This window comes from Marinicella sediminis (assembly GCF_002000055.1).
Classification (GTDB): Bacteria; Pseudomonadota; Gammaproteobacteria; order Xanthomonadales; family Marinicellaceae; genus Marinicella; species Marinicella sediminis.
The window spans coordinates 288,864-314,878 of sequence record NZ_MVBD01000005.1 but is presented as its reverse complement, the minus strand read 5'-3'; the positions used below and the strand labels follow the sequence as shown (position 1 = coordinate 314,878).

Genomic DNA, 26,015 nt, shown 5'->3' with positions numbered 1-26,015 from the left:
ATTACTTTTTAATTTGCTTTAAATTAACTCCCGAACATTTCGTGCGGAAGGGTGCGATATTATCGCTTTTTTAAATCCTTTTGCAAGCCTTTTTTTGAGTAATTTTTCAATCAACTCCAGGTCTTGCTTTTCCGTCCTTGTCTCCTCATCTCTGAGGGCTGCGTATTATCGCTCATAAGCTTTCCTTTGCAAGCCTTTTTTTTAATTCTTTCAAATTAATTTTAAGACCCTGATCTCTCTGGCCGATTTCCGTCTCAGCTCGTACAAGAGGATGCGAATTATAGCCCTACTTTCCGTTCTGTAAACCCCTTTGTGACAAATTAGTTAAATTAATTTGGCTGTCAAAATTCAACGTCATAAGCAAACCACGCCATGACGCATTTTAAGGGGGTTTTGAAATTTAAAGACAGATCATATTAGCCATCAATGCTGACAGCGAATCAACACCCGTTTTGGTGGCGGATGACCTTCCACCGTGTGTTGTTCATCAGCAGTCAGAAATTGTGGCAATGAATGAAACCGCATCCAGTCAGTTGAGCGCTGCTCTGCTGTAGTTGTCAATGAGACATCGATCACCTCAATATGTCGCATTCCAAGCTTTGCCAGCCAATTGGTCAGCATGGCCACACTTGGCAAGAACCACACGTTACGCATTTGTGCATATCGCCCTTGTGGCACCAGACAGGTTTGTTCATCTCCATCAATGATCAGGGTCTCCAGGATCAAGGTTCCACCCCGTGGCAACAAAGATCGCAAGTGCTCAATGTGAGCAATTGGAGATTTTCGATGATACAAGACCCCCATGGAAAGCACCACATCAAAGCATGCCATGTGCTGTGGCAGGTCCTGGATTTTCAAAGGCAATATGTGTGCACCTGTGTTGGCATATTTTTCTACAGACCAAAACTGCACGTTGTGCAACAACCCTGGCTCTATACCCAACAACAAACCTGGATTCAATGCAGCCATTTTCATCAGGTAATAACCATTCCCACAGCCGACATCAAGCACAGTTTTATGATTCAGATCAGGCAACGCATTGGCCAGACGGTTCCATTTAAAATCTGACCGCCATTCTGCATCAACGAAACATTCTGCCAATTTGAAAGGCCCTTTTCGCCATGGATGCAATGCCCGCAAACCCGCTTCAAGATTATGTTGCTGTTCAACGGATAACGGCCGTGAAAACCGAACCGTAAGTGGACCCTGGTCAGGATCAACTGTGGCCGGTGATAAATCAGGCAAGGATTGATGGGCATCCTGCCAACGGGGTAAATCGCCCTGATTGATGTTGGCAATGACTTGTTCGGTAACAGACCGGATCACAGCAGCCTGTTCTTCGAGCGCAGTTCCAACTGCTGCCTGAAGAAACAGATTGAGTTTCTCCTGAAACATTACTTGATGGCCACCAGAGACACAAAGTTAAATGCCCTGAACCAAACTTCGGTTGTTTCAAAGCCCACGGCTTTGAGGCGTTGACACCAAACCTCCAAAGAATCGGGCTTCAGGGATTCTTCCAGCGCCTGACGTTTCTGAGCCACTTCTCTGTCTGTATAGCCATTGATCTTTTTATAACCATGATAATAATCGATCAACAAATCCGTTGAAGATACTTTTTCAGAAAGCACAAAAACACCGCCTTTATGCAGTGCTTCAAAAATTTTGCGACAGGTGTCAGCACGAGTAGATCGAGGCATGAACTGCAAGGTGAAATTACTCACCACAAAACTGGCATCGAGCATTTTGAGGTTCGAAACATCCCCCATCACCGGAACAACCTTGTTGGCCGTATCCAGCTGCAACAACTGCTTTTTTAAACCATCCAACATTGGCGCGGAATTATCCACGGCATAGATGGTTAACCCCTGATCACCAACCGCCTGGTCAATGGTCAGTGATACTGCACCCAATGAGGCTCCCAGGTCATAAACGCCTGAAGCAGGTGTGATGTACTTCATGGCCAGCATGGCAATCCCTTTAAGAATGGTGTCGTAACCCGGAACCGAGCGTTTAATCATATCCGGAAACACCCGCACAACCTTTTCATCAAATGCAAACGCTTTGATCTGACTGTAGGGTTCGTCGAACAGATTGTCTTTTGAATGACTCATTTCAGCCTGGTGGCCAGCTCATTGCCCTGCCTGCCAAAAAGTGGATGTGTATATGAAACACGGTTTGCTGTCCATTTTTATTACAGTTCATGACCAACCGGTAACCATTTTCATCTTCACCGATTTCTTTGGCATATTGATTGATCGCCAGGTGCATTTTAGAAACATAATCCATGTTTTCTGCATCGATGTCATTGTGGGTGGCGATTCTGATCTTTGGAATAAACAGAATATGGACTGGCGCCTGTGGATTAATGTCCTTAAAACCCAGTACATAATCATCTTCATAAACAATGTCTGCTGGAAGGGTCTTGTCAATGATTTGATCAAACAAAGTGCCTTCTTTACTCATGTATCACCTATAATTGTGTTCTGCTGGCAAATGCGTGTGCCAATGTGCTGTTATCAATGTATTCCAGGTCTCCACCCAGAGGCACTCCATGGGCCAGCCGGGTTGCCTTGATGCCACCCTGCTCTGCCAAATGAGAGAGGTACTGTGCAGTGGTCTCACCTTCTACCGTTGAGCCGGTGGCAATGATTAATTCATCACACTCCACCAACAAATCTACCAAACGATTGAGTTTCAGTTCACCAGGTCCAACCCCATCAATCGGAGACAGTTTACCATGCAGGACAAAATACCGGCCTTTGAAATCTGTGGCCTGTTCAAGATGAATAATGTCAGCCGGGGTCTCAACCACACACAACTGAGCAGGCGTTCTGGATGGGTTGGCACATATTTTACAGACATCTCGTTCTGTCAGCGTACGACATGATTCACATTCACGGATGTTTTTGATGGCGGTTTGCAGAACCTCCGCCAGGTGTTGACCACCAGATTTGTCTTTTTGTAGCAAATGAAACGTCAGCCGTTGTGCAGTTTTAGGGCCCACGCCTGGCAGGATCTGCAAGGCATTCATCAGCTCTTTGATCAACGACATCAGAATGGCATTTTAAAACCAGGTGGCAAGTTCAGGCCTTCGGCCAAACCTCCCAAATCCAGTTTCTGTAATTCTCCGACTTTATTCATCGCATCATTGAATGCCGCAACCAGCAGATCTTCCAGCATCTCGTTGTCACCATCAATCATGTCATGATCAATAACAATATTTTTGATTTGGTGCTGACCATTCATGACCACTTTTACAATGTCGCCACCAGCTGAGCCGGTCACTTCTTTGCTGGCCATTTCCTGCTGTGCTTTTTGCATTTCTTCCTGCATTTTCTGCACTTGTTGCATCATGTTACCCAGGGTACCTTTCATCTTTAATCACCCAATTTATTTTGTATTATTTTAGCGCCAAACTGACTTTGCAAATGCTGCACAACAGGATCTACCTGATCTTGTTCTGCAGACTGCCTGGCGGCTTCCTGCTGTGTTATCTGTGCCACAGAATTGACTTCCTGACGGACGGTAAATTTCACCGTGTAATCATTTGAGTCTCCCAGCAATCGCTCCCTGATGGCTTTTTGTGCTTTTTCATTCATGAAGATTTCAGCCGACTGGTCCACAGCAAAGGTAAGGACTTTTTCATTGTTTTCAAGCACTGCCAGATGCCTGGCAAGTTCTCTGGAGCCGCCTTTCAACTGTAATCGCTCAAACACACCCGGCCAGTTCTGTTGGCTCAGGGCATGTAGATCAATCGGTTTATCCGGTTTATTTTGTAGCTGTTCAGCTGAAACCCGTACTTGAGTATGAGGCTTCATTTGGGTATCTACCAAATTGGCTTGTGGCCCTGTTGGTTTTACTGATTCCTGGGACTGCCCAGCCGAATCCGCATGCGCAACACCTGAATCTTCAGTAGATTCTGCCGCCATCCTGCCAGGTGATCCTGGTTCAAAATCAAGCATCCTGATGACTGCCATTTCGAAACTGATGCGCTTATCGGGGGTATAATTCAACTGTTCAGCAGCCACGATGATCAACTGATAATACCATTGAACCTGTTCAGGGGATAACTCAGTGGCCATGGTTTTCAGGACCTGCGAATCAAAATGCGATCCACCGGTCATCCTGCCCAGTGCCTGAATGGCTGCCACTTCGTGCATCAACCGGCACAGATCATCAACCAATGACTGATAATCAACAGACATGTCATGAAACCACTGTAATTTTTCCAGCACTTGTGCGTGATCATGGTGATGCACCTGACGCAATAATTCTTCCACATGCGTCTGCTCAACAGTACCAAGCATGGCCCTGATTTCATCAAAATGAATGGCTCCTGCGCCAAACGCCAGTGATTGATCAAGCAAACTCAGCGCGTCGCGCATGCTGCCATCAGCCACCCTGGAAATCAACTGTATAGCACGTTCATCAAAATCGACAGACTCTTTGTTCAACAATGACTGCAAATGGTCTCCAATTTGCTTTTGAGTCAGTCGCTTTAAGTTAAATTGTAAGCACCTGGAAAGCACCGTTACGGGTAATTTATCAGGCTCGGTTGTGGCCAATAGAAATTTAACATGCTCAGGAGGCTCTTCAAGGGTTTTCAATAAAGCGTTGAAGCTGCTTTTCGAGAACATATGCACCTCATCAATGAGGTAAATTTTGTATTGACCTTTGTTGGGCGCATATTGCACATTTTCCAACAAGTTTCTGGTATCGTCGACTCCCGTCCTGGATGCCGCATCCACTTCAATCAAATCAATGAAGTCTCCTTCTTTGATTTCCACACAATGCTGGCACACGCCACAAGGGTTTCCAGAAATGCCTTCCAGGCAGTTAAGGGATTTGGCCAGCACCCTGGCCAGGGTTGTTTTGCCCACTCCCCGGGTGCCAGTGAATAAAAATGCGTGGTGCAAACGATTATTTTCTATGCCATTGACAAGGGCCTGAACAACATGTTCCTGACCAACTATTTCCGCAAAATTCTGGGGTCTGTATTTTCTGGCAAGTGCTTGATATGTCATGATTTATTGAAGAGATGAAAGGGACCCCCGTCAGCCGGTCCCCACACATAAAATCACAGCTGCGGCTGCTCCCTTCCGGGCCTGACCGGGTTCACTGCTATTTATTGTGAGGTGACAAACGGGAGTCACCGAAGCGGTATTATCTATGAAGCCACCTGAATTGTCCACCTTCATCAATCAGAAAGTTTTAACTGCTTCAGGGATTCTTTGATCAGTGGCACTGATACCTTGCGTTTCAAGACCAACGAATGACTGGCCACTTGCCTGAACAAAGCGTAAAGGTGTTCAAACGAGGTGCTTTGGTGCGTTCTGAGGTAATCAATAACGGCCTTGTCAATGGGTATGCCATTCAGGCTGAATTGTCGTTCCAGGCAGTGCAAGGCATGTTCCCCTTTCAAGGGTTCTATGTGCAAGGTCAAACCAGCAGTTAAGCGGGATCTCAGATCTGGTAGCTGCCATTGTTCAGATCTGTTTGAACAACCAGCACTGACAACCAGCTGACATTGCTTGTCACGACACCAATTGTAAACATTGAATAATGCCACTTCGCCCTCAACGTGAGACTGCAATACCTGGACATCGTCCAGCAACAAAAAATCCAGACCTTCAGGCAAGTGATCAAACACATCTGCATCATGCAACATACTGGCATCCAGTGAGACATGAGCAGTTCCACGCTTTGCCAGCTCTTCTGCCAAGGCGTTTATGAGGTGCGTCTTGCCACTGTGCTTCACCCCCCACAAATAGGTAAATTGAGGCAATTTTTCGGGTCTTGACAAACTTTCAACCAACCCTTCACTACCGATAAACCCTTCAAAGGTGTGGGACTCAGACTGAGTCATGTCCAGAGGTACTTGTGGTTGCGTCATCAAAGCTCCCCTTTGCCGTCGCTGGGATTGCCCTCCTGATGCCTGACAGATTCTTCTTTGTTGGTCAGGCTGATTTCATTTTCTTTACCATAGAGTTTACTGCCCATGTATCGCTCATGTCCGTGCCTGAGCAACACCATAATGACTGCAGCCAGCGGAAGACCTAACAAAACACCCACGAAACCAAACAACTGCCCACCTGCCAGAACAGCAAATATCACCGCCACAGGATGTAACCCAATGCGATCGCCAACCAACAAAGGCGTCAGAACAAATCCTTCCAGTAATTGTCCGATACCAAAGACAATCAGTACATAAAAGATATGATTGATGTCACCAAATTGCACCAGGGCCGCGATCACCCCGGCAATCAAACCGACAATGGTGCCCAGATAAGGCACGAAAGAAATCAATCCTGCACCCATGCCAATCAGCAACGACAACTCGATACCGACCACCCACAGACCAATGGTGTAGATTGTCCCCAATGCCAGCATCACACTGAGCTGACCACGCAAAAATGCACTGAGCACACTGTTGGCGTCAGCGGCAATGGTGCTGACTGTGCGGTAGTAAGGCCGCGGAATCAACTCACTGACCCTGGATGTGATGATGTCCCAATCTCTGAGCAAATAAAACGTAACCACTGGTATCAACAAAAAGTTCATCAACCAATTGACGATCACCAGGCCACTTTTGGTGACCCCTGACAACAATGACTGAGCAATCCCGCCAGCCTGCTCCCAATGGCCTTTAAGAAGTTGCGTTAACTCATTGATATCGAATAGATCGCGCTCGATACCAAAAGTGCGCTCTAACCAGGGCGAAAGGTTCTCTCTCAGCCACTCAAAATACAAAGGTAAATTGCGGATAAAGCTACTGATCTGTCTTTCCAAAGCCGGTATGAGTAATAACAACACGGCAAATACCAACAAACTGATGACAAAAAACACCACCGTCACAGACAGGGTTCGGTTAAGTTTCCACTCTTCCAGTTTATCCGCCAAAGGATCAAACAAGTAAGCAAACAATGCACCCACAGCGAATGGCGTCAAAATGGGTGACAACAGATAAACCAGATACCCGGAGAGAATCACCAGTGCCAGAACATACCATTGATTATTGATTTTATTTTGCATCTGTTAAGCCACCTCCTGAGCTCGTTGCCGGGCTTTCATTTTCAGCCCCATCCAAACATAATGAATGCCACTGATGACTGATGTCAGCGCCACCAACCACATGATGGGTTTATGTGCTGCGAACATGTCAACCAACCCGGAATAGCTGATCAGCAAAACCCACAACAACAAAATTTGTAAAACGGTATTGATTTTACTGATCATGGTTGGTGTGGCCCGGGCAATTTTACCCACCTTGAAGTGATAATAACTGGCACCAAGTACGATGACCGCATCCCGGCCAATGATCAATAAATACAGCCACCAGGGCACCACACCCTGCAGCCAGAAAACGGTATAACAACCCAGCATCAACATCTTGTCAGCCAGCGGGTCCAATACACCACCCAGCCATCCTTGCCAGTTAAACTTTTTAGCCAGATACCCATCCAGACCATCGGAGATGCCGGCAACAACCGCAATCAGCAAGGCGCCAGTATAGGCTTTCTGCCACATCAACCACATCAATGGCAACACAGCTATCATGCGGCCGATGGTGATCACATTTGGCAAATACCTGAGATAATGAGTCATTCGGCCACTGAAAACAAGATCGACTGACCGATGTCAAGCGGCATGTGCTGTAACATTTGCCCGGCGTCAACAAATTTAATGAATGTCTCAGGCAATACTTTGATGTTGGCCATGATGCTCAAACGACCATTGCTGAACGATTGGATTTGATACCTGTCAATCAAAGCGTGTTGATCAAAATATTTTTTTAAGTCAATAAGTTGCTCAGCATTTGCCAAGTTATTTATCAGCAATGAAACGGTGTTTTCACTGAATTCTTCAGCAAATACCTGCTGCCCACTGGCCATCATTGATTGCGCCAAATCCGCCAATGATGACATGCCAGAAGACATGTTAACAAACTTCAGGTTTTTGATTTGTATGGGCTCATCACCACGCTGCAAACCCACCCGGTAGGACAACCCGTTTCTGCTGTGTTTGACAAATACCAACAGGGTCAGGTCTGGCTGATGATTCTGCTGAATGAAATCAATCAGATCGGGGTTTAAAAAGCGCACATCCCGGGGCTGAAAGGCCAACAGGTCTTCGGCCTGATAGTCATAGAACCTGGCTGGCAAGCCTTTGTGCCTGAACCATTGCCTGAGCCAGTACGATGCAGCAGAGTCAGCAGGCGCATTGATCAAATTGCCGTCTTCCAGCTCTTCAACCACCCAGACGAATGCGTCACCCCGTTGTGCTGGCCAGACCGGAATTTCTTTGTCTATCATCAATCGGTTTAGCCGATCTTCATCAACCACCACGTTGTACCACAATTCATTGGCATCTAGGTGACGGGGAATGTCTTCAAAATAACTGCGCAAGATGGCCGGCCTGAAATCCTCATCAACCAGTTGCTCACTGAGCAACTGTGACACGGTTAACCCGCTTTTTTTGCTGACCACAGCTGTCAAGGCAGACAATTGACGCTGTGCTTCGCTGGTTTGCTGTTGATCCACCAAAGCAGCTGCCACATGGGTATCAACTTGTACAGCCATCACCTGACAAGTAAAAACAAATAGTATCAACATCAGTCTTTTCATAAGGGCAATTATATAGGAATCAATTGACAGTACAGCAACTAAATTGTTGGTATTTTTTTACCCATTAATGGCTCAATAGCATAAAATTTGCGGCTACTGATTCTCTGACAATGAATATGTCTGACAAAAAACCCTTAACCTATAAAGACGCTGGTGTAGACATCGACGCCGGCAATCAGTTGGTCGAAAACATCAAACCCCTGGTCAAAGCCACTCATCGCTCCGGCGTGATGGGGTCACTGGGCGGTTTTGGCGGCTTGTTTGATTTATCACAGGTGGATTGTGAAAACCCGGTTCTGGTCTCCGGAACTGATGGCGTTGGCACCAAGCTGAAACTGGCCCACCTACTCAATGATCACAGCACCATTGGCATTGATCTGGTCGCCATGTGTGTCAATGACATCATTGTACTGGGCGCCGAACCCCTGTTTTTCCTGGATTATTATGCTTGTGGTGCATTGAATACCAACCAGGCCACAGAGGTCATCAGCGGTATCGCCAATGGCTGCCAGGAATCAGGGTGTGCCCTGATTGGCGGCGAAACTGCCGAAATGCCAGGCATGTACGAACAAGATGATTATGACCTGGCTGGATTTGTGGTCGGTGTGGTTGACAAAAACAAGATCATTGATGGCAGTCGCATTACCTCAGGTCAGCACCTGATAGGCCTGGCATCATCCGGCCCTCACTCCAATGGCTATTCATTGATCCGTAAAATTCTTGAACAAGCAGGTGCTGATGTCAATCAACCATTTGACGGCTCTACCTTGGGCAAAAAACTGCTGGCACCCACCACATTGTACGCCAAACCCATTCTCAACCTGCTGAGCCAGGGCATTCAGCTTAATGGCATTGCCCACATCACAGGTGGAGGCATCATGGAAAACATCAGTCGTGTTATTCCGGAAGGTGTGGCCATTGAGGTCAATACCAACAGCTGGCAGAGACCTGCGGTGTTTGATTGGTTACAAGATGCTGGCCAGGTAGAACCTGTGGAAATGCTTCGTACCTTTAATTGCGGCATTGGTTTATGCCTGATCGTGGACGATGCCAACCTGAACCCCACCCTGGATTTCTTTGCTGAGCACGCATTGCAGGCATGGCAAATTGGACAGACCATCAAACACCAGGGTCAGGATGTGGTCATTAAGCAATGAAAGTTGTGGTATTGATTTCAGGTCGGGGCAGCAACCTGGAAGCCTTATTGCAAGACCAAAGTGGATACCAGATAACTCATGTCATCAGCAACAATCCGACCGCCAAGGGCTTAGAAATTGCCCATCATTATGGTGTAACCAACAGTTACCTTGACTGGACAGACAGACAAAAAGCAGAACAATTTTTGTTGGATATATCAGGGCAGGAGCAGGCAGATCTGGTTATACTTGCCGGATTCATGAAGATCCTGTCTGCCGAGCTGGTAGACAGGCTGTTTCCAAAAATCATCAATATCCACCCTTCCCTGCTGCCTGATTATCCAGGCCTTAATACCCATCAAAGGGTACTCGAAGATCAGCGTGATTGGCATGGCGCAACCGTACATCTTGTCGACAGCCAGTTGGATCACGGCCCACGGATCAGCCAGACCACCATACCGGTGACCGCTGCAGACAACGCCACTTCATTGGCTGAAAAATTACTCCGCAAAGAACATAAACTTTTGACCCGCACTGTTGGTCTAATGGCACAACAACAGATACTCTGGCAGGACCAACAACTGATGTATAAACAACAGCCCCTCACCAAACCACTGATGATGTCATGCGACTGATGACCCTTATATGGCTGTGCCTGCTGAGCAGCTTGGCTTTAGCCAGTGAGCTCAAACCTTATCAAGCCACCTACGAAATCATCAGAGGCGGCAAGGTCACTGGCGAGCAGACCACTGAACTGAAACGGCTGAACAACAATCAATGGCTGTTGACCGACACCACCAAAGGCACCAGGGGCATGGCTTCATTGATAGGCTTCAAACGACAAGAGACATCTGAGTTCACCTTTGTTGATGGTCAATTGTTTGTAACCAGGCATTCCATGAATCAAAAAGCCGCCTTCAACAAGCGCCAATACCAATTCACCTATGATGCACAAGAAAAACAGTACAAAGGCACCAGAAAAGGGGATCAGTTCACCCTTGCCGTGACTGAACAAAACATCATTTCTGCGCACATGCTACCACTGGCATTGAGTCTGACCGCATGCCAGCAGGATGCGCGAGCAGCCATTGATTTGCTCAAATCAACAAACCTCAGCCATTATCAATTCACTTTCAATTACCAGTCAGACAAAATCACTTCTCAACGGGTTTTTTCAACACCGAGGAAAAAATCTTCAACCGCTCAGCTGGATGCCAGCAAAAACTGCTTGCCGGTGACTCAAACGCACCAAGAAGAAAACGAGCCGGAAATCAATTCAAGACTCACCGCATTCAACTGGCTCTGAGACCGCAAGCCTGATCATCGTGACACCTGTCAAACAACCTGCCCAACTTCAAGCGGGCAGCCTGACCTGCCGAAACGACTGAATGGTGAAGCAGTCATCAATACAGAGGCCGAGCAAATATGCGCTGCCCGGAGTCATCACAACTTGTTTTGACAGAGACAGTAATGGCCGAATTCGCCAGGGCATTCATGACGTCTGACAAATGCGTTAATCATTGAGTGCTTGTCAGCTCAGTTCAATAGCTGGTACAATATACGAGGAACTTCGTTAAACACCATACTACTTCTTATGAACAACATACCAAAACCAACAAAAACTGAACTGGCCATCCTCAATGTGATGTGGCAAATTTCACCGGCCACGGTGAGACAAATCCACGAAGAAATCATCAAAAATGGTAAAACCAGTTACACAACCACCCTGAAAATGCTCCAGGTCATGCACCAAAAAGGCCTGGTGAGCAGAAATTCAGAACAAAAGGCACATATCTACGAACCTGCCATGTCCAAAAAAGAAACCCAAAAACAGATGCTTGATGACCTGAAAAACAGGTTGTTTGGTGGTTCAATCAGCTCGCTGGTTTTACAAGCACTGGGAACCAATGAGACCACCACACAGTCTGAATTAGATGAAATCAAAGCCTTACTGGAAAAAGTAGAAGAAAAATAACCCAATCCCTGAATCATGAATTTTGTTGATCTACATGCCGCAATATCCTCCATCGGATGGTCTCTGATCCATTTTTTGTGGCAAGGAACACTGATCACTTTGACTTACTGGATCATCACCCGATCCATACAATCCATTCATGTTAAGTACTGGACAGGCATGTCACTGGTGGTCATCAGCCTGCTGGTTCCACTGACCAATTCTATCCAGATCAGTGCTCAGCAAAATACCAGTGAGTACCTCATGCTGAGTCATTCAGTGACTCCCGCCTTTCAACAGATTAACACCGAACACTTACTGCTCTACCTGGTGGAATCAGGTCTGCCCTATTTCGTGATGCTGTGGGGGTTGACCGTGTTGTTTCTCAGTTTCAGGCTGATAAAATCCTGGATAAAACTGGCAGCCATTAAGCACGATTGTCAACCTGACGACTCGAGAAAACTCAAACAAATTGTCAAGAACATCGCCATAAAACTGGACTTGCCCAGCATCCCAATGCTCAAAGTTTCCCAGGCGGTTTTGGTGCCGGCGGCATATGGCCTGTTCAAACCCACCGTGTTACTGCCATTGAGTCTGATCAGCCAAATACCTCAGAATCAACTTGAAGCCATAATTAAGCATGAACTTTGCCACCTGAAGAGAAATGATTTCGTTCACAACATCATTCAGTTGTGCGCTGACATCTTACTGTTTTTCCACCCAGGTATCAGATGGATGAACAATGACATCAGACACATCAGGGAACAATGCTGCGACCAAATGGTGTTAACTCATGAAACAGAAGCCATCACTTATGCCAGGGCCTTGACCAACATTGCCAGTTACACTTCAGGGCTTGATATGAAACACAGCGTTCACCTGGGCATCAATGATGGCATGCTGCTCAACCGAGTCAAAATCCTGTTGCACAACAAATCAAATCAATCATCATTGATGATTTTCTTGCCCCTGCTGATGATGATTGCGTTTATGTTCATGGTACTACAACCTGCACAAAATCAAGAGGTCAACGCTATAGGTTCTGAAGACAGTTTGTTTTCCAACAACCCAAGCCCTGTTATCAGTGAACAAAAATCGCCACACAGCCTGAAAAAGAGCATGGGACTGTATCCTTTTTATCCTTCGCTGAATCAATCCCGGGTTCAAACACCGGCCACGCCATTATTGAGCGAACCAACTGCAATGGATAACAACAGCATCAGTCATACCATCAATGACATTTCAAATGAACTGACCATCCACTCTGCTCAAGCCATACCTGAGCGAGAAGAACTGATGTTGATGAACACAGCCATAACCACACCAGCAATTGATCTGGCGAATGACCTGTCCTTTGCCCCAGTTGTCACCAACACACTGAACATGACTTCAGCGGCATCAGTTGAAACCAAACCGGCAAACGGTGGGTCAACGCAGGTACTCAGCTCCTTTTCCGGGCACAACAGCATCATGCCAAAATTCAAACGTTACCTGGATCCCGTTTATCCACAGAATTTCTGGTTTAATCAAATTGAACAGGATGTCATCGCAACTTTTAAAATCAGAGCCAACGGAAAAGCATACGACATCAGTGTCAGCTCACAAAAAAATGACTATGTGGCTTTTGAACAGGAGGTGGTTAAAGCCATTAAAAAATGGAAATTTGACCCAGACTCATTGAATAATTCGACCTTGCAACGCACTTATCAGCAAATGTTTAGTTTTGCCATCAGTGAAGAAGTGCAGAAAAACTGCAAACTTTCCCAAACTGGCAGTCGTTTGAAAAAACCAATGCCCTGTAATAAATAACCTATGTCTGAAATTAACATCAATTATCCGGTTGACTGCCAAGCGGATGAATCTTTGGAAACCATGACCCACCTGCTTCAATTGCTGGAACAGAAATACGGGATTACCCATCAATTCATCAATGATCGAGAATGTCAACTGTCCGGATCAGGTGTTAAAGGTCAAGTGCAAATCAATGACGAAGGCATTGAAATATTTGCCAGACTGGGTTTTTTCATGATTCCTTTCAAGTCAGTGATAGAAACCGAGATCCTGACCAAACTTGACGAGCATTTTTCAGCATAAAAAAAAGCGCTGGAACAGCGCTTTTTAGATGACTGAAGTATATTACCTTCAAGACTTTCTTTTGATCATTTCAGACAGTTCTTCAACAGAACGGCTATAGATTGAAACCGATTCCACGTGTTTGTATTTGATCTCCAGTTCTTTATCAATCAGATAAACGGATCTCTTGACGCCAAACCAACCAAAAGAATCATATAATTTGGCCACTTCTCCGTCGGCATCACTCAATAAAGTGAACGGCAAATCATATTCTTTCTTGAATGATTTAATCGCACTTGAGTCATCTGCACTGATGGCAATCACGTCCACACCCAGAGAGTTAAATTGATCAAAACCATCACGGTAATCAATCATTTGTTGTTTACACACCGGCAACCCATCACCCGGATAAAACACCAACAAGGCTTTACCTTTGACTTTTGAAGACAGTTTAAAGGGCTTGCCATTGTCAGCAATCAGTGAAAAATCAGGTGCTTTATCACCAGTTTCTAATGTCATATTCAATCTCAGGACCAATTAAAAGCGCGTATTTTAGCCGTTTTAGAGAAAAATAAAAAGTCATGCGATTTTTACAGCGTCAAAAAATGCATTTTTTCATTAAAAAAATTCTGGATTTGGTCCTGATTTTAGGATAAAGTACGCACCCTCATCTGATGGATGAAAACCCTCGCGGAGAGATGGCAGAGCGGTTGAATGCACCGGTCTTGAAAACCGGCATACGTTAATAGCGTATCCAGGGTTCGAATCCCTGTCTCTCCGCCATTATTTTCAGGTCTTCAGACATGAAAATAATGGCGCCAAGTCAGTCATTGAGAACCCTCTTCCGGGTTCGAAAAAATTTTCCGGAAAAATTTTGACGCCGCAGGCGCCCGCAGGGTGACATGCAGGACGCATTTCATCAATCCCTGTCTCATCAATCCAAACAACTTGTACCAACTACATTCAAGCCAATTGCACATCCCGATTCAACATCTCTGATTCCATAGTCGGAACGAACGGAATGAATGAAAATTTTGACACCTTTGGCGCCCGTAGGGTGACATGCAAGACGCAAGTCATCAATCCCATGTCCCATCGACATCATTATCGTCATGACGTCCGTCTGGTAAATCCTCTGCCATTTGTTGACTTAACATTCGCTCCATTTTGCGCTTGTATGGCCTAAACCAAAACTCATTAAAAACCAGTGCATAAACCAATGGCTTGACAACCACAGCTGCAAAATATGGCATGTTCCCTAACATCTCCTGCTTATGAACCACTAAAGTCAAGCCAGTAACCACTGATGCCATCAATCCAATGGTATAGGCAATCAAGATCACATGATTGGCATGTATGATGAATTGATTCAGACCTGAGACCCGTGAAGGATGACTTACGATCCAGGATGTATTCTTAAATAATTGATGTGTTGAATTGAACCCATGAGTCATCACAGAAATGGTAACAGTCAAACCCATCACTGTGAGAAAACTGACCAATTCCCATCGTCCATCCGTGCCGGTAAAAAAAACAATGACCGGAAACACCAGCCCAAGAATCAACAAGCCGAAGGCTCCACTCCAATCCGTGATGTGTTCTGTAGGAAGAGTGTTCACTCCAGGTGTTTGCAACAAATCTTGTGGAGAAAGTTCAAATGCACAAGCCAAAGCCAGCTTGCTCTCCAATGAGCAAGAGCCGTCTTTCTCAATGCGTTGTATGGTACGTTCACTTAAACCACTGATGGCTGCCAGTTTCTCCTGGGACCAACCGCGTTCTTTTCGCAAACCAGCAATGTTCAAAATTTTTTCTGCCATAAATCCTCCAAATAAAACAGTGAACCCATGATCAGTGGGGCACCCGTGAATAACCACGACAATCACCCGACAATCATCCGCCAAACACTTCCTTCATCAAAATAATATCACATTGCAGTTTCCTGAAGAGCTTCAACACTGTGGACAAAGCAGCTCTCAAAATTCGACAGTTGAGTGTGGTTGATAATGACGCCATCGATCATCAGTCGTTAGAGCCAAAAATAGCGTAGTTTCAGGGGCCTCATGGTGTTAAAATAGGCGACTTTTGTAAAACGGAAACCCACTTTGAACACCGCCGAAACCCTCCAGGAACAACCACACGAACGCGTCAGTTATCAAGGTGTGAACTTTTTATTGCTGGGTACTGCACATGTTTCACAAAAAAGCGCTGATGTGGTTGAATCGCTGATTGAAAGCGGAGAGTTTGATACCGTAGCCATTGAACTGGATGAGATACGCTATCAGGCCATGACTGATTCCAACCGATACCGCAACATGGACCTGATCAGCATCATCAAAAACAAACAAACCGGACTGATCGCCACCAACCTGGCCATGAGCGCATATCAAAAGCGTCTGGCAGATCAATTGGGCGTCGAACCAGGTGCAGAGATGAAACAAGCCATCCACTCTGCCAAACAAAAAGAGTTGCCTTTGTGGAAAGTGGATCGCAGCGTGGGTATCACCATGAAACGGACCTGGCGCTCACTTGGTTTCCTGGAAAAAATCAATCTGTTGTTCGGCTTTGGAGGATTCTTTGATAAAGAAGAGATCAGCGAACAGGAAATTGAAAAATTAAAATCTGGCGACATGCTGGAAAGCACATTCAATGATTTTTCTGAAAACTCAGAATCACTCTACAAATCATTGATTGATGAGCGAGACCAATTCATGGCAGCCAGATTAAAACAAGCGGTAGAAAATGGCAACAATGTGGCAAAAAACGTCTTGGTTATCATTGGCGCGGGGCACTTAAAAGGCCTGACCCGATACATGCAGGAAGACATGAACACCAATGACACCATCAATAAACTGAACACCCTGCCACCCAAATCATTGACCCTGAAAATGTTGCCCTGGCTGATCACATTGGTCATTCTCAGCGGTTTTGCCTGGGGCTTTGCCACCAATAAAGAACTGGGATTTGACCTGATAAAAACCTGGTTTATTTACAATGGTGTGCTTTCTGGACTGGGGGCTTTATTGGCAGCTGCTCACCCCATCACCATTCTCTCAGCCATGCTGGCCGCACCGTTTACTTCATTGAATCCAACCATTGCAGCTGGCATGGTGGCCTCCTTGGTTGAAACGATGCTCAGAAAGCCCAAAGTCCAGGATTTTGAAGCTTTGCAGGCCGATGCCATGCATTTAAAAGGCTGGTGGAAAAATCCGGTGACCCGTATATTGTTGATTTTCATTTTCACCAACCTGGGCTCTGCAGTGGCTACCTGGGTCAGTGGGTTTAAAATCTTTAATCAGCTGATCTGACGATGAGTGCATTCAGCATAGGCCCCTATCCGATTGAACACCCGGTGATGCTGGCACCAATGGCAGGAGTAACAGATCGTCCTTTCCGGCAGTTGTGCCGCCAGTTGGGTGCCTCCTATGCCGTGTCTGAAATGCTCAGTTGTGACCTGTCATTACTGAAAACAGCAAAAACCAGATACCGCATGAACCATGATGGTGAACCCGGCCCAATTGCTGTTCAAATCGCTGGATCTGATCCTGAACAAATGGCCAAAGCTGCAGTTTTGAATGTAGCTCATGGCGCACAGCTCATTGACATCAACATGGGTTGTCCACAAAAGAAAGTGGCCAGAAAAAACTGCGGTTCTGCGCTGATGGCAAATCCCCTGTTGATCAGGGACATTTTGCAGGCTGTAGCCAATGCGGTGAAAGTCCCGGTCACGTTAAAAACCAGGCTTGGCATTGATGCCGAACATCAAAACATCCTGGAGGTGGCCGAGCTGGCCGAGCAATCTGGCATACAGGCCCTGTTCATCCATGGCCGTACCAAACAACAACGTTATCGCGGCCACAGTGACTTCAAGCTCATCAAAGAAGTCAAGCAGACCATCGGCATACCAGTCATTGCCAATGGTGACATTGACACACCTGAAAAAGCCGAACAAGTGCTCAGGGAAACCGCTTGTGATGGCATCATGATCGGTCGGGCAGCCCAGGGTAACCCATGGGTTTTTCAACAAATCAAACACTTTCTGCAGACCGGTGAACGCCTTTCGTCACCGGACCCTGTGGAAATCATTCAAGTCATGCATGACCATGTCGTCAACCTGCATGAATTTTATGGTTCGCAAAGGGGTTTTCGCATGGCCAAAAAACACATCAAATGGTTTTTGGCTAATACTGACCTGAACCATTTGGCCCGCACCTTACTGAAAATAGAGGATGCGGAGGAACAACTGACGTTCATCAATCAACATATACTGAAAAAGGTCGCATAATGAGTATCCTAAAATGGTTCAACAAACCCAAATGGCAAAACAGCAACATACAAGTAAGGATAGCCGCCATCAAAAGCAGCAACGACCCTGAACTGATCAATCATTTGCCCCAATTGGTCAAGCATGATCCCAGCGAACAGGTACAATTGGCAGCCCTGAATAAAATCAACGACCTTGAACAGTTCATCGACATCGCCAGTCATCACAGCAGTAAAAAGGTCTGTCAGGCTGCACATAAGAAAATCATCCAATGGTGTGAAACACATGATGATTCATCCCTCAGCAGGGTTGTTAATCTGACTACCAGCAATGAGGTCATTCAGGCCCTGGCATCATCTGCCAAAAATTCAGAGGTACGTCTTGCAGCCATTAAAAAAATCACCCAACAGGGAAAACTGGCTGATTTACTGACGGTTGAACGAGATGTAACCATTCAGCAACAAATACTTAATCAGATCAACCAACAAAAAACCCTCATCAGATTACTTGAGGTGACCCAAAAGAAAAATCCAGAGTTGAGTCAGATGATTGCTCAAAAAATCAAACCTGACACCGATCACAAGCAACAGGCATTGACTTTATGCCAACAACTGGAAGGCGTTGTGCATGGTAAAAACCACCAGATTACTGACCTGAAAACCATCAAAACTGAGTGGCAAAAAATCAGCGGGCACGTAGACCAAACATTGAACAACAGGTTCAACGGAGCTTTCGATGCGGCCAGAATGATCCTTGACCCTGAACACCGCAATGAATTCCTTGAGAAGCAAAAACAACAAAGGGCCCTGACCGATCTGAGCGAAACTGAGCAATGGCTGAGCAGCAACAACAGCGCCACACTGGGAACACTGCAATCGTCCATCAATCGACTCAATGAACATGACAAGGCTGGCCTCAGTGAGACTGACCAAGATAGATTATCCGCTGTCATTGAACAGTTGACACAATTGATGGCAGAAGTTCAGGAAACCCAAAGGGTGCCAGAACAAGCCATTAAAGTGGTGGATAATTTGTCTGCCACATTGAATCAGCAAACCGCAACCAACCAGCAGCTCAAACAATTCAAAAAACAATGGCAGCAAGCCACACGCCAGGCCAGTGATACCGAGGCGATGAATGAGCTGCACGATAAGTACAAACAGTTGCTTGGTCAGTTGGCTGACAAAATTGAACAGTCTGGAGAGATACGTGAGCGCTCAGCCCAACAAGCCATTGAATTGATTGGCAAAGCAATCACGGAAATTGAAGAAGGCCATTTGGTGAATGCCAAAAAATTCAGTAACCAAATTGCTGAACTCAAAAAACTGGCAGGACCAGGTCACCCGCTCATCAGGAAACACAAATACCAGCTGGACCAGGTCTGGAACCGCCTCAAAGAATTACGCAAATGGCAAAAATGGAGTAATGACAAAGTTCGAAATGACATCATTCAGGGCATCATTGATATCCATGGCCAGGGATTACACCCGGATGCTGTGTTGAAAAAACTCAAAGATTCCAATGAACAATGGTATGCACTGGAAGACATGGAAAAATTACCAGGTGATAAATACCCATCTAGAAATCATGCTTTGTGGCAGCAGTTCAGGGAAGTGTCCAAAGCCGTCTTTGAACCCACACAACCTTATTTTGAAAAACGAGGTGAACAACAGGGAGCCAAACTCGATGAGTTCAATCAACTGATTGAACAAATGCTGAACATAGACCTTTCAGAATCCAATGAGCAGCAACTGTCCTCTTTGAATCGGAAAGCCATTAAGTCACTGAAAAGCCTGGATCAATTACCGCCTAAAAAACGCGGAGCAACCGCCAAAAAAATCAGAAAAGGCATCAACCGCATCGATGACAAGCTCAATGAGTTTTATGGCCATGCCGAAAAGCGCAAAATGAAACTCATCGAACAGGCGGAACAATTACAGCAAGAAGCCGATCTTGGCTCTGCCATAGAACAAGCCAAAGCCCTGCAAAATCAATGGAAAAGTGCCGGAGTGGTCAAGCAATACACCGAGCGAAAATTATGGAAACGGTTCCGCAAGGCCAATGACGCAGTTTTTAATCGACGCCAGGATGAACAAAAAGCCCAGAATGAAGCCATTCGACAACAGGAAAAAGCAGTCAATTCATTCATCAAGGCACAAGAAAAACAGATCAAAAAATTGCATGAGTCGTCTGCTTTGCAAGAGCTTAAATCCACCATCCATAAAGGTTGGAATGAACTGGATATTCCGTCAGGATATGCCACACATAAACTCAATCAGTTGACGCAACTCATTGATGAACAATTGAAAGTCTTATCCCAAAAGGACTTGATTAAAGACCTTGATCAACAGCAAGCGCTGGATGAAATGCTCAGCGAAATGGAACAAAAACAAGCCACGGTTGATGAACAAAACGCTGCACTCGAAGCACTCCAGTCAACACCAGACCGATTGTGGATCAGCCAGCGGCAAGACTCCTTGAGCGCAGGTGATACGGAGGAAAAACTCAATGAAATTTTGATCGCAGCTGAGTTTTTGACTGGTCTGAACACGCCAAAAGCACACATGGATCAACGAATGGCTTATCAAGTTAAGGTGTTGTCTGACCGCATGTCTGGAGGAAAAAACCTCAAAGACCACCAACAAGCCCTGAAATTGTTACAAGACTGGCAAGTGACGGCTAAACCTGATGCGGAATTTTTAAAGGCCAATAACAAGCGCATACAAAAGGCCATCAAGGCATTGCGCTCACTCATTTTGGAATAACCCACACCCTACAGGCTGGATTCATGACCTAAGACACATCTATTCAGTGGCAAACCTCACTAGAATGTTTGCCACTAATTAGTATGCGAGGACACATGAAGAAAACTGTATTGCTCACCGCCCTGACACTGTCGCTGGCAGCTTGTCAGAGCACCCAAGTCAAACAAGACAACCACCAGTCATCCATGGTGAAATCCGGTATCACCACCGTCAACATGGATCGCTCAGTCAGGCCACAGGATGATTTTTACCGCCATGTCAATGGTAAGTGGTTGAATGAATTTGAAATCCCTGCTGATAAGTCTAATTTTGGCGCTTTCAACAAGCTGGGGGATGAGAGTCGTGCCGATGTTCAGGCCATCATTGATGAAGTCTCGAAAATGGACAATGCCCCGGGTAGTTCAGAGCAAAAAATTGCTGACATTTACCGTTCATTCATGGACACAGACACCATTGAAGCCAAAGGGCTGTCTCCCATACAGTCTGAACTGGACAGAATCAACACAGTACAGACCAGAGCTGATTTGAGTGAATACATGGGCTATGCAGATATTTATGGAGACGCACCGTTGTCTATGTATGTCTATATTGACCAGAAAAAATCAGACGAACACATCGTCTATGTGGGTCAAAGTGGACTGGGGTTACCTGACAGAGATTATTACTTCAAAACTGATGATAAATCACAAAACATCAGGGCTAAATATCGGCAACACATCAGCAACATGTTTGAGCTGGCTGGGATAAACAATCCTGATCAGGCCAGTGATTTGGTTTATCACATTGAAAAAGACCTCGCTGAAGGTCAATGGAATCGCATTCAGAACCGCAACCGTGATAAAACCTACAACAAAATGTCATTCAGTGCATTGACTGAAAAAGTGCCTGCCATCAATTGGGACCGATGGCTGACCCACACCATGATCGATCAACCAGAGCATCTGGTAGTGACTCAGCCCCCTTATCTGGATACCCTCAATGAGGTGTTGAACAAATACACTGTTGATCAATGGAAAACTTATTATACCTGGCACTTGCTGAGCAACACAGCATCCTACCTGAGTGAAAGTTTTGCCAATGAGAACTTTGCTTTTTACGGAACCGTACTCACCGGCACTACTGAACAGGAACCACGCTGGAAACGGGGTGTGGACCTGGTCAATGGGCTGGCAGGCGAATTGGTCGGCAAAGTCTATGTCAAAAAACACTTCCCACCAGCAGCCAAAGAGCGCATGGTGACCATGATTGAACAATTACGCGATGCCTATGCAGACAGCATCAAAGACCTTGACTGGATGGGTGAAGAAACCAAAGTCAAAGCCCTTGATAAACTGGCAAAATTCGATCCTAAAGTGGGATACCCGGATGTTTGGAGGGATTACAGCGAATTGAATATAGCCGGAACCAATCTGGTTGAAAATCTGAAAGAAGCCACCCGTTTCTTCACCCACCGCAACCGCAGTAAACTGGGCCAACCCATTGACCGCAATGAATGGGGTATGAACCCTCAGCGAGTCAATGCCTACTACAACCCAACCAAGAATGAAATTGTCTTTCCGGCAGCGATTTTGCAATCTCCTTTTTTCAACCTCGAAGCGGATGAAGCCGTTAACTATGGTGGTATTGGTGCCGTGATTGGTCATGAAATGGGTCATGGTTTTGATGATCAAGGCTCCAAGTATGACGGCGATGGTAACCTGAAAAACTGGTGGACCGATGAAGACCGTCGTCGATTTGAAGAACGCACCAACAAACTGGTAGAACAGTACAATGGCTTCACAGTGGTTGATGGTACACCCGTCAAAGGTGAATTTACCCAAGGTGAAAACATTGGTGACCTAAGCGGCTTGTCAATTGCATACAAAGCCTTCAAGAAAAATTACAAAGATGATCGGGTGATTGATGGTTACACGCCTGAACAACGGTTCTTCCTGGGTTGGGCACAGGTCTGGAAACGCAAATACCGAGATGAGGAACTGCTTCGTCGCATTGACACTGACCCTCATGCGCCTTCAGAATTCAGAACCAATGGCATCTTGCGCAACCTGACTGAATTTTACGAAGCATTCGACGTTAATCCTGGCGACGGCATGTACCTGCCCGAGGATGAACGGGTCAAGATTTGGTGATTGTACATCCACGTTTGAAAAAAAAGGCAAATCGTTGATTTGCCTTTTTTTTATCTTTTTTTTGACCCATCTTCATCATTGCTGCGTATACAAGGATATGTATAACCAAAAAGGAAGTAGCCATGAATCGTGTTTTAATCATATCTTTCAGCGTATTGCTGTCTGCCTGTGCAGGCCAAAAACAACAGCAGAACAAATCCACTGCAGAACAATCGGACAATCAGGTCGATCAAGTACAGAATATCAGGCCTGTATTGGTGGCTGAAGAGGCCGAAGCCATGAATAAGCAAATCAGGGTAACCGGCAGTCGCATACAGCGACACAAAGCCGCAGCAGATATGAGCATGTATCACCCTCACCCCATCACTCCGGCTTCAATGACTGACCGGGAAAACTATGCACATTTTGAAAGCCATACCATACAATCGGTGATCAATAACCCCATTTCCACTTTCAGCATTGATGTTGATACCGGCTCATATGCCAACGTCAGACGCATGCTTAATCAAGGTGTGATTCCCCGCCAGGACGCAGTCCGTGTTGAGGAGATGATCAATTACTTTGCTTATGATTATCCTGCAGCCAAAGACCTCGAACAACCATTCATGGCCAGCACTGAAGTGGCACCTTCACCATGGAATAAGCAAGCCCACTTACTGCACATTGGTATCAAAGGCTTTGAAATGCCAGTCACTGATCGTCCTTCTGCCAATCTGGTGTTTTTGGTGGATGTTTCAGGATCAATGAATAGCCCAGATAAACTGGGTTTACTTAAATCATCATTGAAATTGTTGTCCAGACAATTGACGGCCGATGACCGGGTATCTATTGTGGTCTATGCAGGTGCTGCGGGTGTAGTTCTCGAGCCAACAGCTGGCAACAACCAGGCCAAAATTGCCACCGCCCTGGATCAACTGTCAGCAGGCGGTTCTACCAACGGGGCAGCGGGTATTCACCTGGCATATCAATTGGCCGAACAGCATTTGGTCAAGGGTGGCATTAACCGCATTCTGATCGCGACAGATGGTGATTTTAATGTAGGCACCACCCATTTTGAAGCCCTGAAGGAACTGGTTAAGCAACAACGTAAAAAAGGCATTTCTCTGACCACGCTGGGATTTGGCACAGGCAATTATAATGACCACCTGATGGAACAGTTGGCCGATGTAGGCAATGGCAATTATGCATATATTGATACCGTCAAAGAAGCCAATAAAGTGTTGGTAGAACAAATCAACTCCACCCTGCTAACCATCGCCAAAGACGTCAAAATTCAAATCGAATTCAATCCTGAAGTGGTTGCAGAATATCGCCTGATTGGTTATGAAAACCGTCAATTGAATAACGAAGATTTTGCCAATGACAAAGTCGATGCCGGAGAAATTGGTGCCGGACACACCGTCACTGCGATTTATGAAATTGTGTTACAAGGAAACCAGGGCTGGCTGGCCGAGTCCAGGTATCAGCGCCCTGCCATAGAATCTGCAATGGGCAATGAAATGGCCTATCTGAAAATCAGGTACAAGAACCCAGATGAAGAGCACAGTCAGCTACTTAGCTGGCCCATACTCAAAGACAGCATAAAGCCATTGAAATCAAGCAGCAACGAATTCCGATTTGCCACAGCAGTGGCCGCATTCGGTCAATTATTAAGAGATGGAACCTATTTAAAATCATACACCTATGAAGACATCCTAACATTGGCCCGAAGCTCAAAAAGTGTTGATACTTATGGCCATCGCGGTGAGTTCCTGCAATTGGTTTCCCTGGCCAAAGGATTGACCAACTGAAGCCAGAACGCTTCAAGGCAAAAATGTAGGAACCGTCAAGCGATGAACAATCGATGGCGTCTGATGGCCATCCAACAAACAACCATCATTTACGGACCTTTGTGATGCATTTCATAAACACAAAGGTCCGTTCTATCGCTTCATTCATCAGCCAGATCGAAACCGACAACCGGTGATTGGTGCTGTCAGACTTTAAAAATCTGATGATCCAGTTCAATCATCAGATGGATGAACAGCTTGCAAGGCATGGAGTAACGGTAAAGATTGATGGCTGGTTATGAGCTGATTCAGAAAATCAACCATCCCGACCATGCACAGTCTCCCCGACAAAACCTGGTTGAATTGACACATGAGGATTGACCGACCAACAGTTTACCAATGGGCCTAACTTCCCATGGCCCTGCTGACCTGGCTGTTGGATTGCCTGTCCAGAACCCGGGAAATCCGCTGACCGGCTTTAATCAGACCGGCTAAATCAATACCTGTCTCAATGCCCATGCCATTGAGCATATAGATCACATTTTCAGTACTGACATTGCCTGTGGCTCCTTTGGCATAGGGACAACCACCAATTCCAGCCACTGAAGAATCAATCACCGCGGCTCCCAACTCCAGACAGGCCTGAAGGTTGGCCAAAGCTTGTCCGTACGTATCATGAAAATGCAATGCCAGCTGTGCCATGTTGACCTGATCAGCGCACATCGACAGCATCTGCCGAGCCTTGACCGGTGTGCCGGTACCGATGGTGTCCCCTAATGAGACCTCGTAACAACCCATGTCAGATAATCTCTTTGCCACCTGAGCAACAACCTGCGGCTCGATTTCACCTTCATAAGGACAACCCAACACACAGGAAACATAACCCCTGACTTTGATGTCATGATCACGAGCTTTTTCCATCACCGGGGCAAACCGATCAAATGATTCTTCAATGCTGCAATTGATGTTCTTCTGATTGAAACTTTCAGATGCCGCGGTGAAAACCGCGACTTCTTTGATGCCGGCCACAATGGCTGCATCAAGTCCTTTGAGGTTTGGTGTAAGGGCTGAATAATGCACCTTGGGATCCGCTGTTAAACCGGCACAAACAGCAGCTGCATCGGCCAACTGAGGGACCCATTTGGGTGACACAAACCCAGCCACTTCAATGTGTCTGACTCCAGCCAGGCGTAAGTCATTTATCAGTGCCAGTTTATCTTCAACTGCAATAATCCTGGCTTCGTTTTGCAACCCATCCCGGGGAGATACTTCAACAATTTTGACCGCTTGAGGATAACTCATGA

The 26,015-nt window shown here is 45.9% G+C and carries 24 protein-coding genes, 1 tRNA gene and 1 other RNA gene; 12 read left to right on the top strand and 14 right to left on the bottom strand.

Going from position 1 to position 26,015, the window contains the following annotated elements:
* Positions 1 to 423 precede the first annotated feature (423 nt).
* The 11 genes from cmoB to B0475_RS09305 form a co-directional block, all read right to left on the bottom strand.
* Entirely contained in the window at positions 424 to 1,395 is a 972-nt protein-coding gene (cmoB, locus tag B0475_RS09355; protein ID WP_077411542.1) for a tRNA 5-methoxyuridine(34)/uridine 5-oxyacetic acid(34) synthase CmoB, read from the bottom strand.
* A complete protein-coding gene (cmoA, locus tag B0475_RS09350; protein WP_077411541.1) occupies positions 1,395 to 2,111 on the bottom strand; it encodes a carboxy-S-adenosyl-L-methionine synthase CmoA in 717 nt (238 codons plus the stop codon). The genes cmoB and cmoA overlap by 1 nt, the downstream gene beginning before the upstream one ends.
* Before the next feature lies 1 nt (position 2,112).
* On the bottom strand, positions 2,113 to 2,463 hold the full coding sequence (locus tag B0475_RS09345; protein ID WP_077411540.1) for a histidine triad nucleotide-binding protein: 351 nt from the start codon (positions 2,461 to 2,463) through the stop codon (positions 2,113 to 2,115).
* A 7-nt stretch (positions 2,464 to 2,470) separates the two neighbouring features.
* Complete coding sequence (recR, locus tag B0475_RS09340) at positions 2,471 to 3,058, bottom strand: recombination mediator RecR (protein WP_109862372.1); 588 nt, start codon at positions 3,056 to 3,058, stop codon at positions 2,471 to 2,473.
* Positions 3,052 to 3,375 (bottom strand): YbaB/EbfC family nucleoid-associated protein, encoded by a 324-nt coding sequence (locus B0475_RS09335; RefSeq protein WP_077411538.1) that lies wholly within the window; start codon positions 3,373 to 3,375, stop codon positions 3,052 to 3,054. Before B0475_RS09335 ends, recR begins: the two co-directional genes overlap by 7 nt.
* 2 nt (positions 3,376 to 3,377) lie before the next feature.
* The gene (dnaX, locus tag B0475_RS09330) at positions 3,378 to 5,024 is read right to left on the bottom strand and encodes a DNA polymerase III subunit gamma/tau (RefSeq protein WP_077411537.1); all 1,647 of its coding nucleotides are present in this window, start codon (positions 5,022 to 5,024) and stop codon (positions 3,378 to 3,380) included.
* 25 nt (positions 5,025 to 5,049) lie between these two features.
* An RNA gene (gene ffs / locus B0475_RS09325) (signal recognition particle sRNA small type) lies at positions 5,050 to 5,145 on the bottom strand.
* Between the two features lie 52 nt (positions 5,146 to 5,197).
* Positions 5,198 to 5,893, bottom strand: coding sequence for an HdaA/DnaA family protein (locus tag B0475_RS09320; protein ID WP_077411536.1), 696 nt, complete (start codon positions 5,891 to 5,893; stop codon positions 5,198 to 5,200).
* Positions 5,893 to 7,032, bottom strand: coding sequence for an AI-2E family transporter (locus tag B0475_RS09315; protein ID WP_077411535.1), 1,140 nt, complete (start codon positions 7,030 to 7,032; stop codon positions 5,893 to 5,895). Before B0475_RS09315 ends, B0475_RS09320 begins: the two co-directional genes overlap by 1 nt.
* A gap of 3 nt (positions 7,033 to 7,035) precedes the next feature.
* Positions 7,036 to 7,605 carry a CDP-alcohol phosphatidyltransferase family protein gene (locus tag B0475_RS09310; protein ID WP_077411534.1) on the bottom strand — a complete coding sequence of 190 codons (570 nt, stop codon included), beginning with the start codon at positions 7,603 to 7,605 and terminating at the stop codon, positions 7,036 to 7,038.
* On the bottom strand, positions 7,602 to 8,612 hold the full coding sequence (locus tag B0475_RS09305) for a DUF2066 domain-containing protein (protein WP_198538185.1): 1,011 nt from the start codon (positions 8,610 to 8,612) through the stop codon (positions 7,602 to 7,604). The genes B0475_RS09310 and B0475_RS09305 overlap by 4 nt, the downstream gene beginning before the upstream one ends.
* 128 nt (positions 8,613 to 8,740) lie before the next feature.
* Between B0475_RS09305 and purM the strand changes: the two genes are divergently transcribed.
* The 6 genes from purM (at position 8,741) to B0475_RS09275 (ending at position 13,808) form a co-directional block, all read left to right on the top strand.
* On the top strand, positions 8,741 to 9,781 hold the full coding sequence (gene purM, locus B0475_RS09300) for a phosphoribosylformylglycinamidine cyclo-ligase (RefSeq protein ID WP_077411532.1): 1,041 nt from the start codon (positions 8,741 to 8,743) through the stop codon (positions 9,779 to 9,781).
* On the top strand, positions 9,778 to 10,395 hold the full coding sequence (purN, locus tag B0475_RS09295; RefSeq protein ID WP_077411531.1) for a phosphoribosylglycinamide formyltransferase: 618 nt from the start codon (positions 9,778 to 9,780) through the stop codon (positions 10,393 to 10,395). Before purM ends, purN begins: the two co-directional genes overlap by 4 nt.
* Before the next feature lie 32 nt (positions 10,396 to 10,427).
* Positions 10,428 to 11,066 carry a hypothetical protein gene (locus tag B0475_RS09290; protein WP_198538183.1) on the top strand — a complete coding sequence of 213 codons (639 nt, stop codon included), beginning with the start codon at positions 10,428 to 10,430 and terminating at the stop codon, positions 11,064 to 11,066.
* A 288-nt stretch (positions 11,067 to 11,354) separates the two neighbouring features.
* Positions 11,355 to 11,735 (top strand): BlaI/MecI/CopY family transcriptional regulator, encoded by a 381-nt coding sequence (locus tag B0475_RS09285; RefSeq protein WP_077411529.1) that lies wholly within the window; start codon positions 11,355 to 11,357, stop codon positions 11,733 to 11,735.
* A gap of 15 nt (positions 11,736 to 11,750) precedes the next feature.
* Positions 11,751 to 13,523, top strand: coding sequence for a M56 family metallopeptidase (locus tag B0475_RS09280; protein WP_077411528.1), 1,773 nt, complete (start codon positions 11,751 to 11,753; stop codon positions 13,521 to 13,523).
* 3 nt (positions 13,524 to 13,526) lie between these two features.
* On the top strand, positions 13,527 to 13,808 hold the full coding sequence (locus tag B0475_RS09275; RefSeq protein WP_077411527.1) for a polyhydroxyalkanoic acid system family protein: 282 nt from the start codon (positions 13,527 to 13,529) through the stop codon (positions 13,806 to 13,808).
* Positions 13,809 to 13,856: 48 nt separating this feature from the next.
* On the opposite strand, the gene B0475_RS09270 is transcribed toward B0475_RS09275, so the two are convergent.
* The gene (locus B0475_RS09270) at positions 13,857 to 14,306 is read right to left on the bottom strand and encodes a peroxiredoxin (protein ID WP_077411526.1); all 450 of its coding nucleotides are present in this window, start codon (positions 14,304 to 14,306) and stop codon (positions 13,857 to 13,859) included.
* Between the two features lie 173 nt (positions 14,307 to 14,479).
* Between B0475_RS09270 and B0475_RS09265 the strand changes: the two genes are divergently transcribed.
* Positions 14,480 to 14,570: transfer RNA gene (locus B0475_RS09265), tRNA-Ser, on the top strand.
* Positions 14,571 to 14,866: 296 nt separating this feature from the next.
* Here B0475_RS09265 and B0475_RS09260 read toward each other — a convergent pair.
* Complete coding sequence (locus tag B0475_RS09260) at positions 14,867 to 15,604, bottom strand: helix-turn-helix domain-containing protein (protein WP_077411525.1); 738 nt, start codon at positions 15,602 to 15,604, stop codon at positions 14,867 to 14,869.
* A 285-nt stretch (positions 15,605 to 15,889) separates the two neighbouring features.
* Between B0475_RS09260 and B0475_RS09255 the strand changes: the two genes are divergently transcribed.
* The 5 genes from B0475_RS09255 to B0475_RS09235 all read left to right on the top strand — a co-directional run bounded on the left by B0475_RS09255 (position 15,890) and on the right by B0475_RS09235 (position 24,732).
* The gene (locus tag B0475_RS09255; RefSeq protein ID WP_077411524.1) at positions 15,890 to 17,092 is read left to right on the top strand and encodes a TraB/GumN family protein; all 1,203 of its coding nucleotides are present in this window, start codon (positions 15,890 to 15,892) and stop codon (positions 17,090 to 17,092) included.
* Positions 17,093 to 17,094: 2 nt separating this feature from the next.
* On the top strand, positions 17,095 to 18,069 hold the full coding sequence (dusB, locus tag B0475_RS09250; protein ID WP_077411523.1) for a tRNA dihydrouridine synthase DusB: 975 nt from the start codon (positions 17,095 to 17,097) through the stop codon (positions 18,067 to 18,069).
* Positions 18,069 to 20,813 carry a DUF349 domain-containing protein gene (locus B0475_RS09245; RefSeq protein WP_077411522.1) on the top strand — a complete coding sequence of 915 codons (2,745 nt, stop codon included), beginning with the start codon at positions 18,069 to 18,071 and terminating at the stop codon, positions 20,811 to 20,813. The genes dusB and B0475_RS09245 overlap by 1 nt, the downstream gene beginning before the upstream one ends.
* 95 nt (positions 20,814 to 20,908) lie before the next feature.
* A complete protein-coding gene (locus B0475_RS09240; RefSeq protein WP_077411521.1) occupies positions 20,909 to 22,942 on the top strand; it encodes a M13 family metallopeptidase in 2,034 nt (677 codons plus the stop codon).
* Between the two features lie 122 nt (positions 22,943 to 23,064).
* Positions 23,065 to 24,732, top strand: a complete 1,668-nt coding sequence (locus B0475_RS09235; RefSeq protein ID WP_077411520.1) for a vWA domain-containing protein — start codon at positions 23,065 to 23,067, stop codon at positions 24,730 to 24,732.
* A 384-nt stretch (positions 24,733 to 25,116) separates the two neighbouring features.
* Here B0475_RS09235 and B0475_RS09230 read toward each other — a convergent pair whose 3' ends face one another.
* Entirely contained in the window at positions 25,117 to 26,013 is an 897-nt protein-coding gene (locus tag B0475_RS09230; protein WP_077411519.1) for a hydroxymethylglutaryl-CoA lyase, read from the bottom strand.
* Positions 26,014 to 26,015 lie beyond the last annotated feature (2 nt).

What these genes read in the sequence shown, in the direction of transcription:
- cmoB (WP_077411542.1), bottom strand. Translation starts at nt 1,395, where the DNA reads ATGTTTCAGGAGAAACTCAATCTGTTTCTTCAGGCAGCAGTTGGAACT.
- cmoA (WP_077411541.1), bottom strand. Translation starts at nt 2,111, where the DNA reads ATGAGTCATTCAAAAGACAATCTGTTCGACGAACCCTACAGTCAGATC.
- B0475_RS09345 (WP_077411540.1), bottom strand. Translation starts at nt 2,463, where the DNA reads ATGAGTAAAGAAGGCACTTTGTTTGATCAAATCATTGACAAGACCCTT.
- B0475_RS09335 (WP_077411538.1), bottom strand. Translation starts at nt 3,375, where the DNA reads ATGAAAGGTACCCTGGGTAACATGATGCAACAAGTGCAGAAAATGCAG.
- dnaX (WP_077411537.1), bottom strand. Translation starts at nt 5,024, where the DNA reads ATGACATATCAAGCACTTGCCAGAAAATACAGACCCCAGAATTTTGCG.
- B0475_RS09320 (WP_077411536.1), bottom strand. Translation starts at nt 5,893, where the DNA reads ATGACGCAACCACAAGTACCTCTGGACATGACTCAGTCTGAGTCCCAC.
- B0475_RS09315 (WP_077411535.1), bottom strand. Translation starts at nt 7,032, where the DNA reads ATGCAAAATAAAATCAATAATCAATGGTATGTTCTGGCACTGGTGATT.
- B0475_RS09310 (WP_077411534.1), bottom strand. Translation starts at nt 7,605, where the DNA reads ATGACTCATTATCTCAGGTATTTGCCAAATGTGATCACCATCGGCCGC.
- B0475_RS09305 (WP_198538185.1), bottom strand. Translation starts at nt 8,612, where the DNA reads ATGTTGATACTATTTGTTTTTACTTGTCAGGTGATGGCTGTACAAGTT.
- purM (WP_077411532.1), top strand. Translation starts at nt 8,741, where the DNA reads ATGTCTGACAAAAAACCCTTAACCTATAAAGACGCTGGTGTAGACATC.
- purN (WP_077411531.1), top strand. Translation starts at nt 9,778, where the DNA reads ATGAAAGTTGTGGTATTGATTTCAGGTCGGGGCAGCAACCTGGAAGCC.
- B0475_RS09285 (WP_077411529.1), top strand. Translation starts at nt 11,355, where the DNA reads ATGAACAACATACCAAAACCAACAAAAACTGAACTGGCCATCCTCAAT.
- B0475_RS09280 (WP_077411528.1), top strand. Translation starts at nt 11,751, where the DNA reads ATGAATTTTGTTGATCTACATGCCGCAATATCCTCCATCGGATGGTCT.
- B0475_RS09275 (WP_077411527.1), top strand. Translation starts at nt 13,527, where the DNA reads ATGTCTGAAATTAACATCAATTATCCGGTTGACTGCCAAGCGGATGAA.
- B0475_RS09270 (WP_077411526.1), bottom strand. Translation starts at nt 14,306, where the DNA reads ATGACATTAGAAACTGGTGATAAAGCACCTGATTTTTCACTGATTGCT.
- B0475_RS09260 (WP_077411525.1), bottom strand. Translation starts at nt 15,604, where the DNA reads ATGGCAGAAAAAATTTTGAACATTGCTGGTTTGCGAAAAGAACGCGGT.
- dusB (WP_077411523.1), top strand. Translation starts at nt 17,095, where the DNA reads ATGAGTGCATTCAGCATAGGCCCCTATCCGATTGAACACCCGGTGATG.
- B0475_RS09245 (WP_077411522.1), top strand. Translation starts at nt 18,069, where the DNA reads ATGAGTATCCTAAAATGGTTCAACAAACCCAAATGGCAAAACAGCAAC.
- B0475_RS09240 (WP_077411521.1), top strand. Translation starts at nt 20,909, where the DNA reads ATGAAGAAAACTGTATTGCTCACCGCCCTGACACTGTCGCTGGCAGCT.
- B0475_RS09235 (WP_077411520.1), top strand. Translation starts at nt 23,065, where the DNA reads ATGAATCGTGTTTTAATCATATCTTTCAGCGTATTGCTGTCTGCCTGT.
- B0475_RS09230 (WP_077411519.1), bottom strand. Translation starts at nt 26,013, where the DNA reads ATGAGTTATCCTCAAGCGGTCAAAATTGTTGAAGTATCTCCCCGGGAT.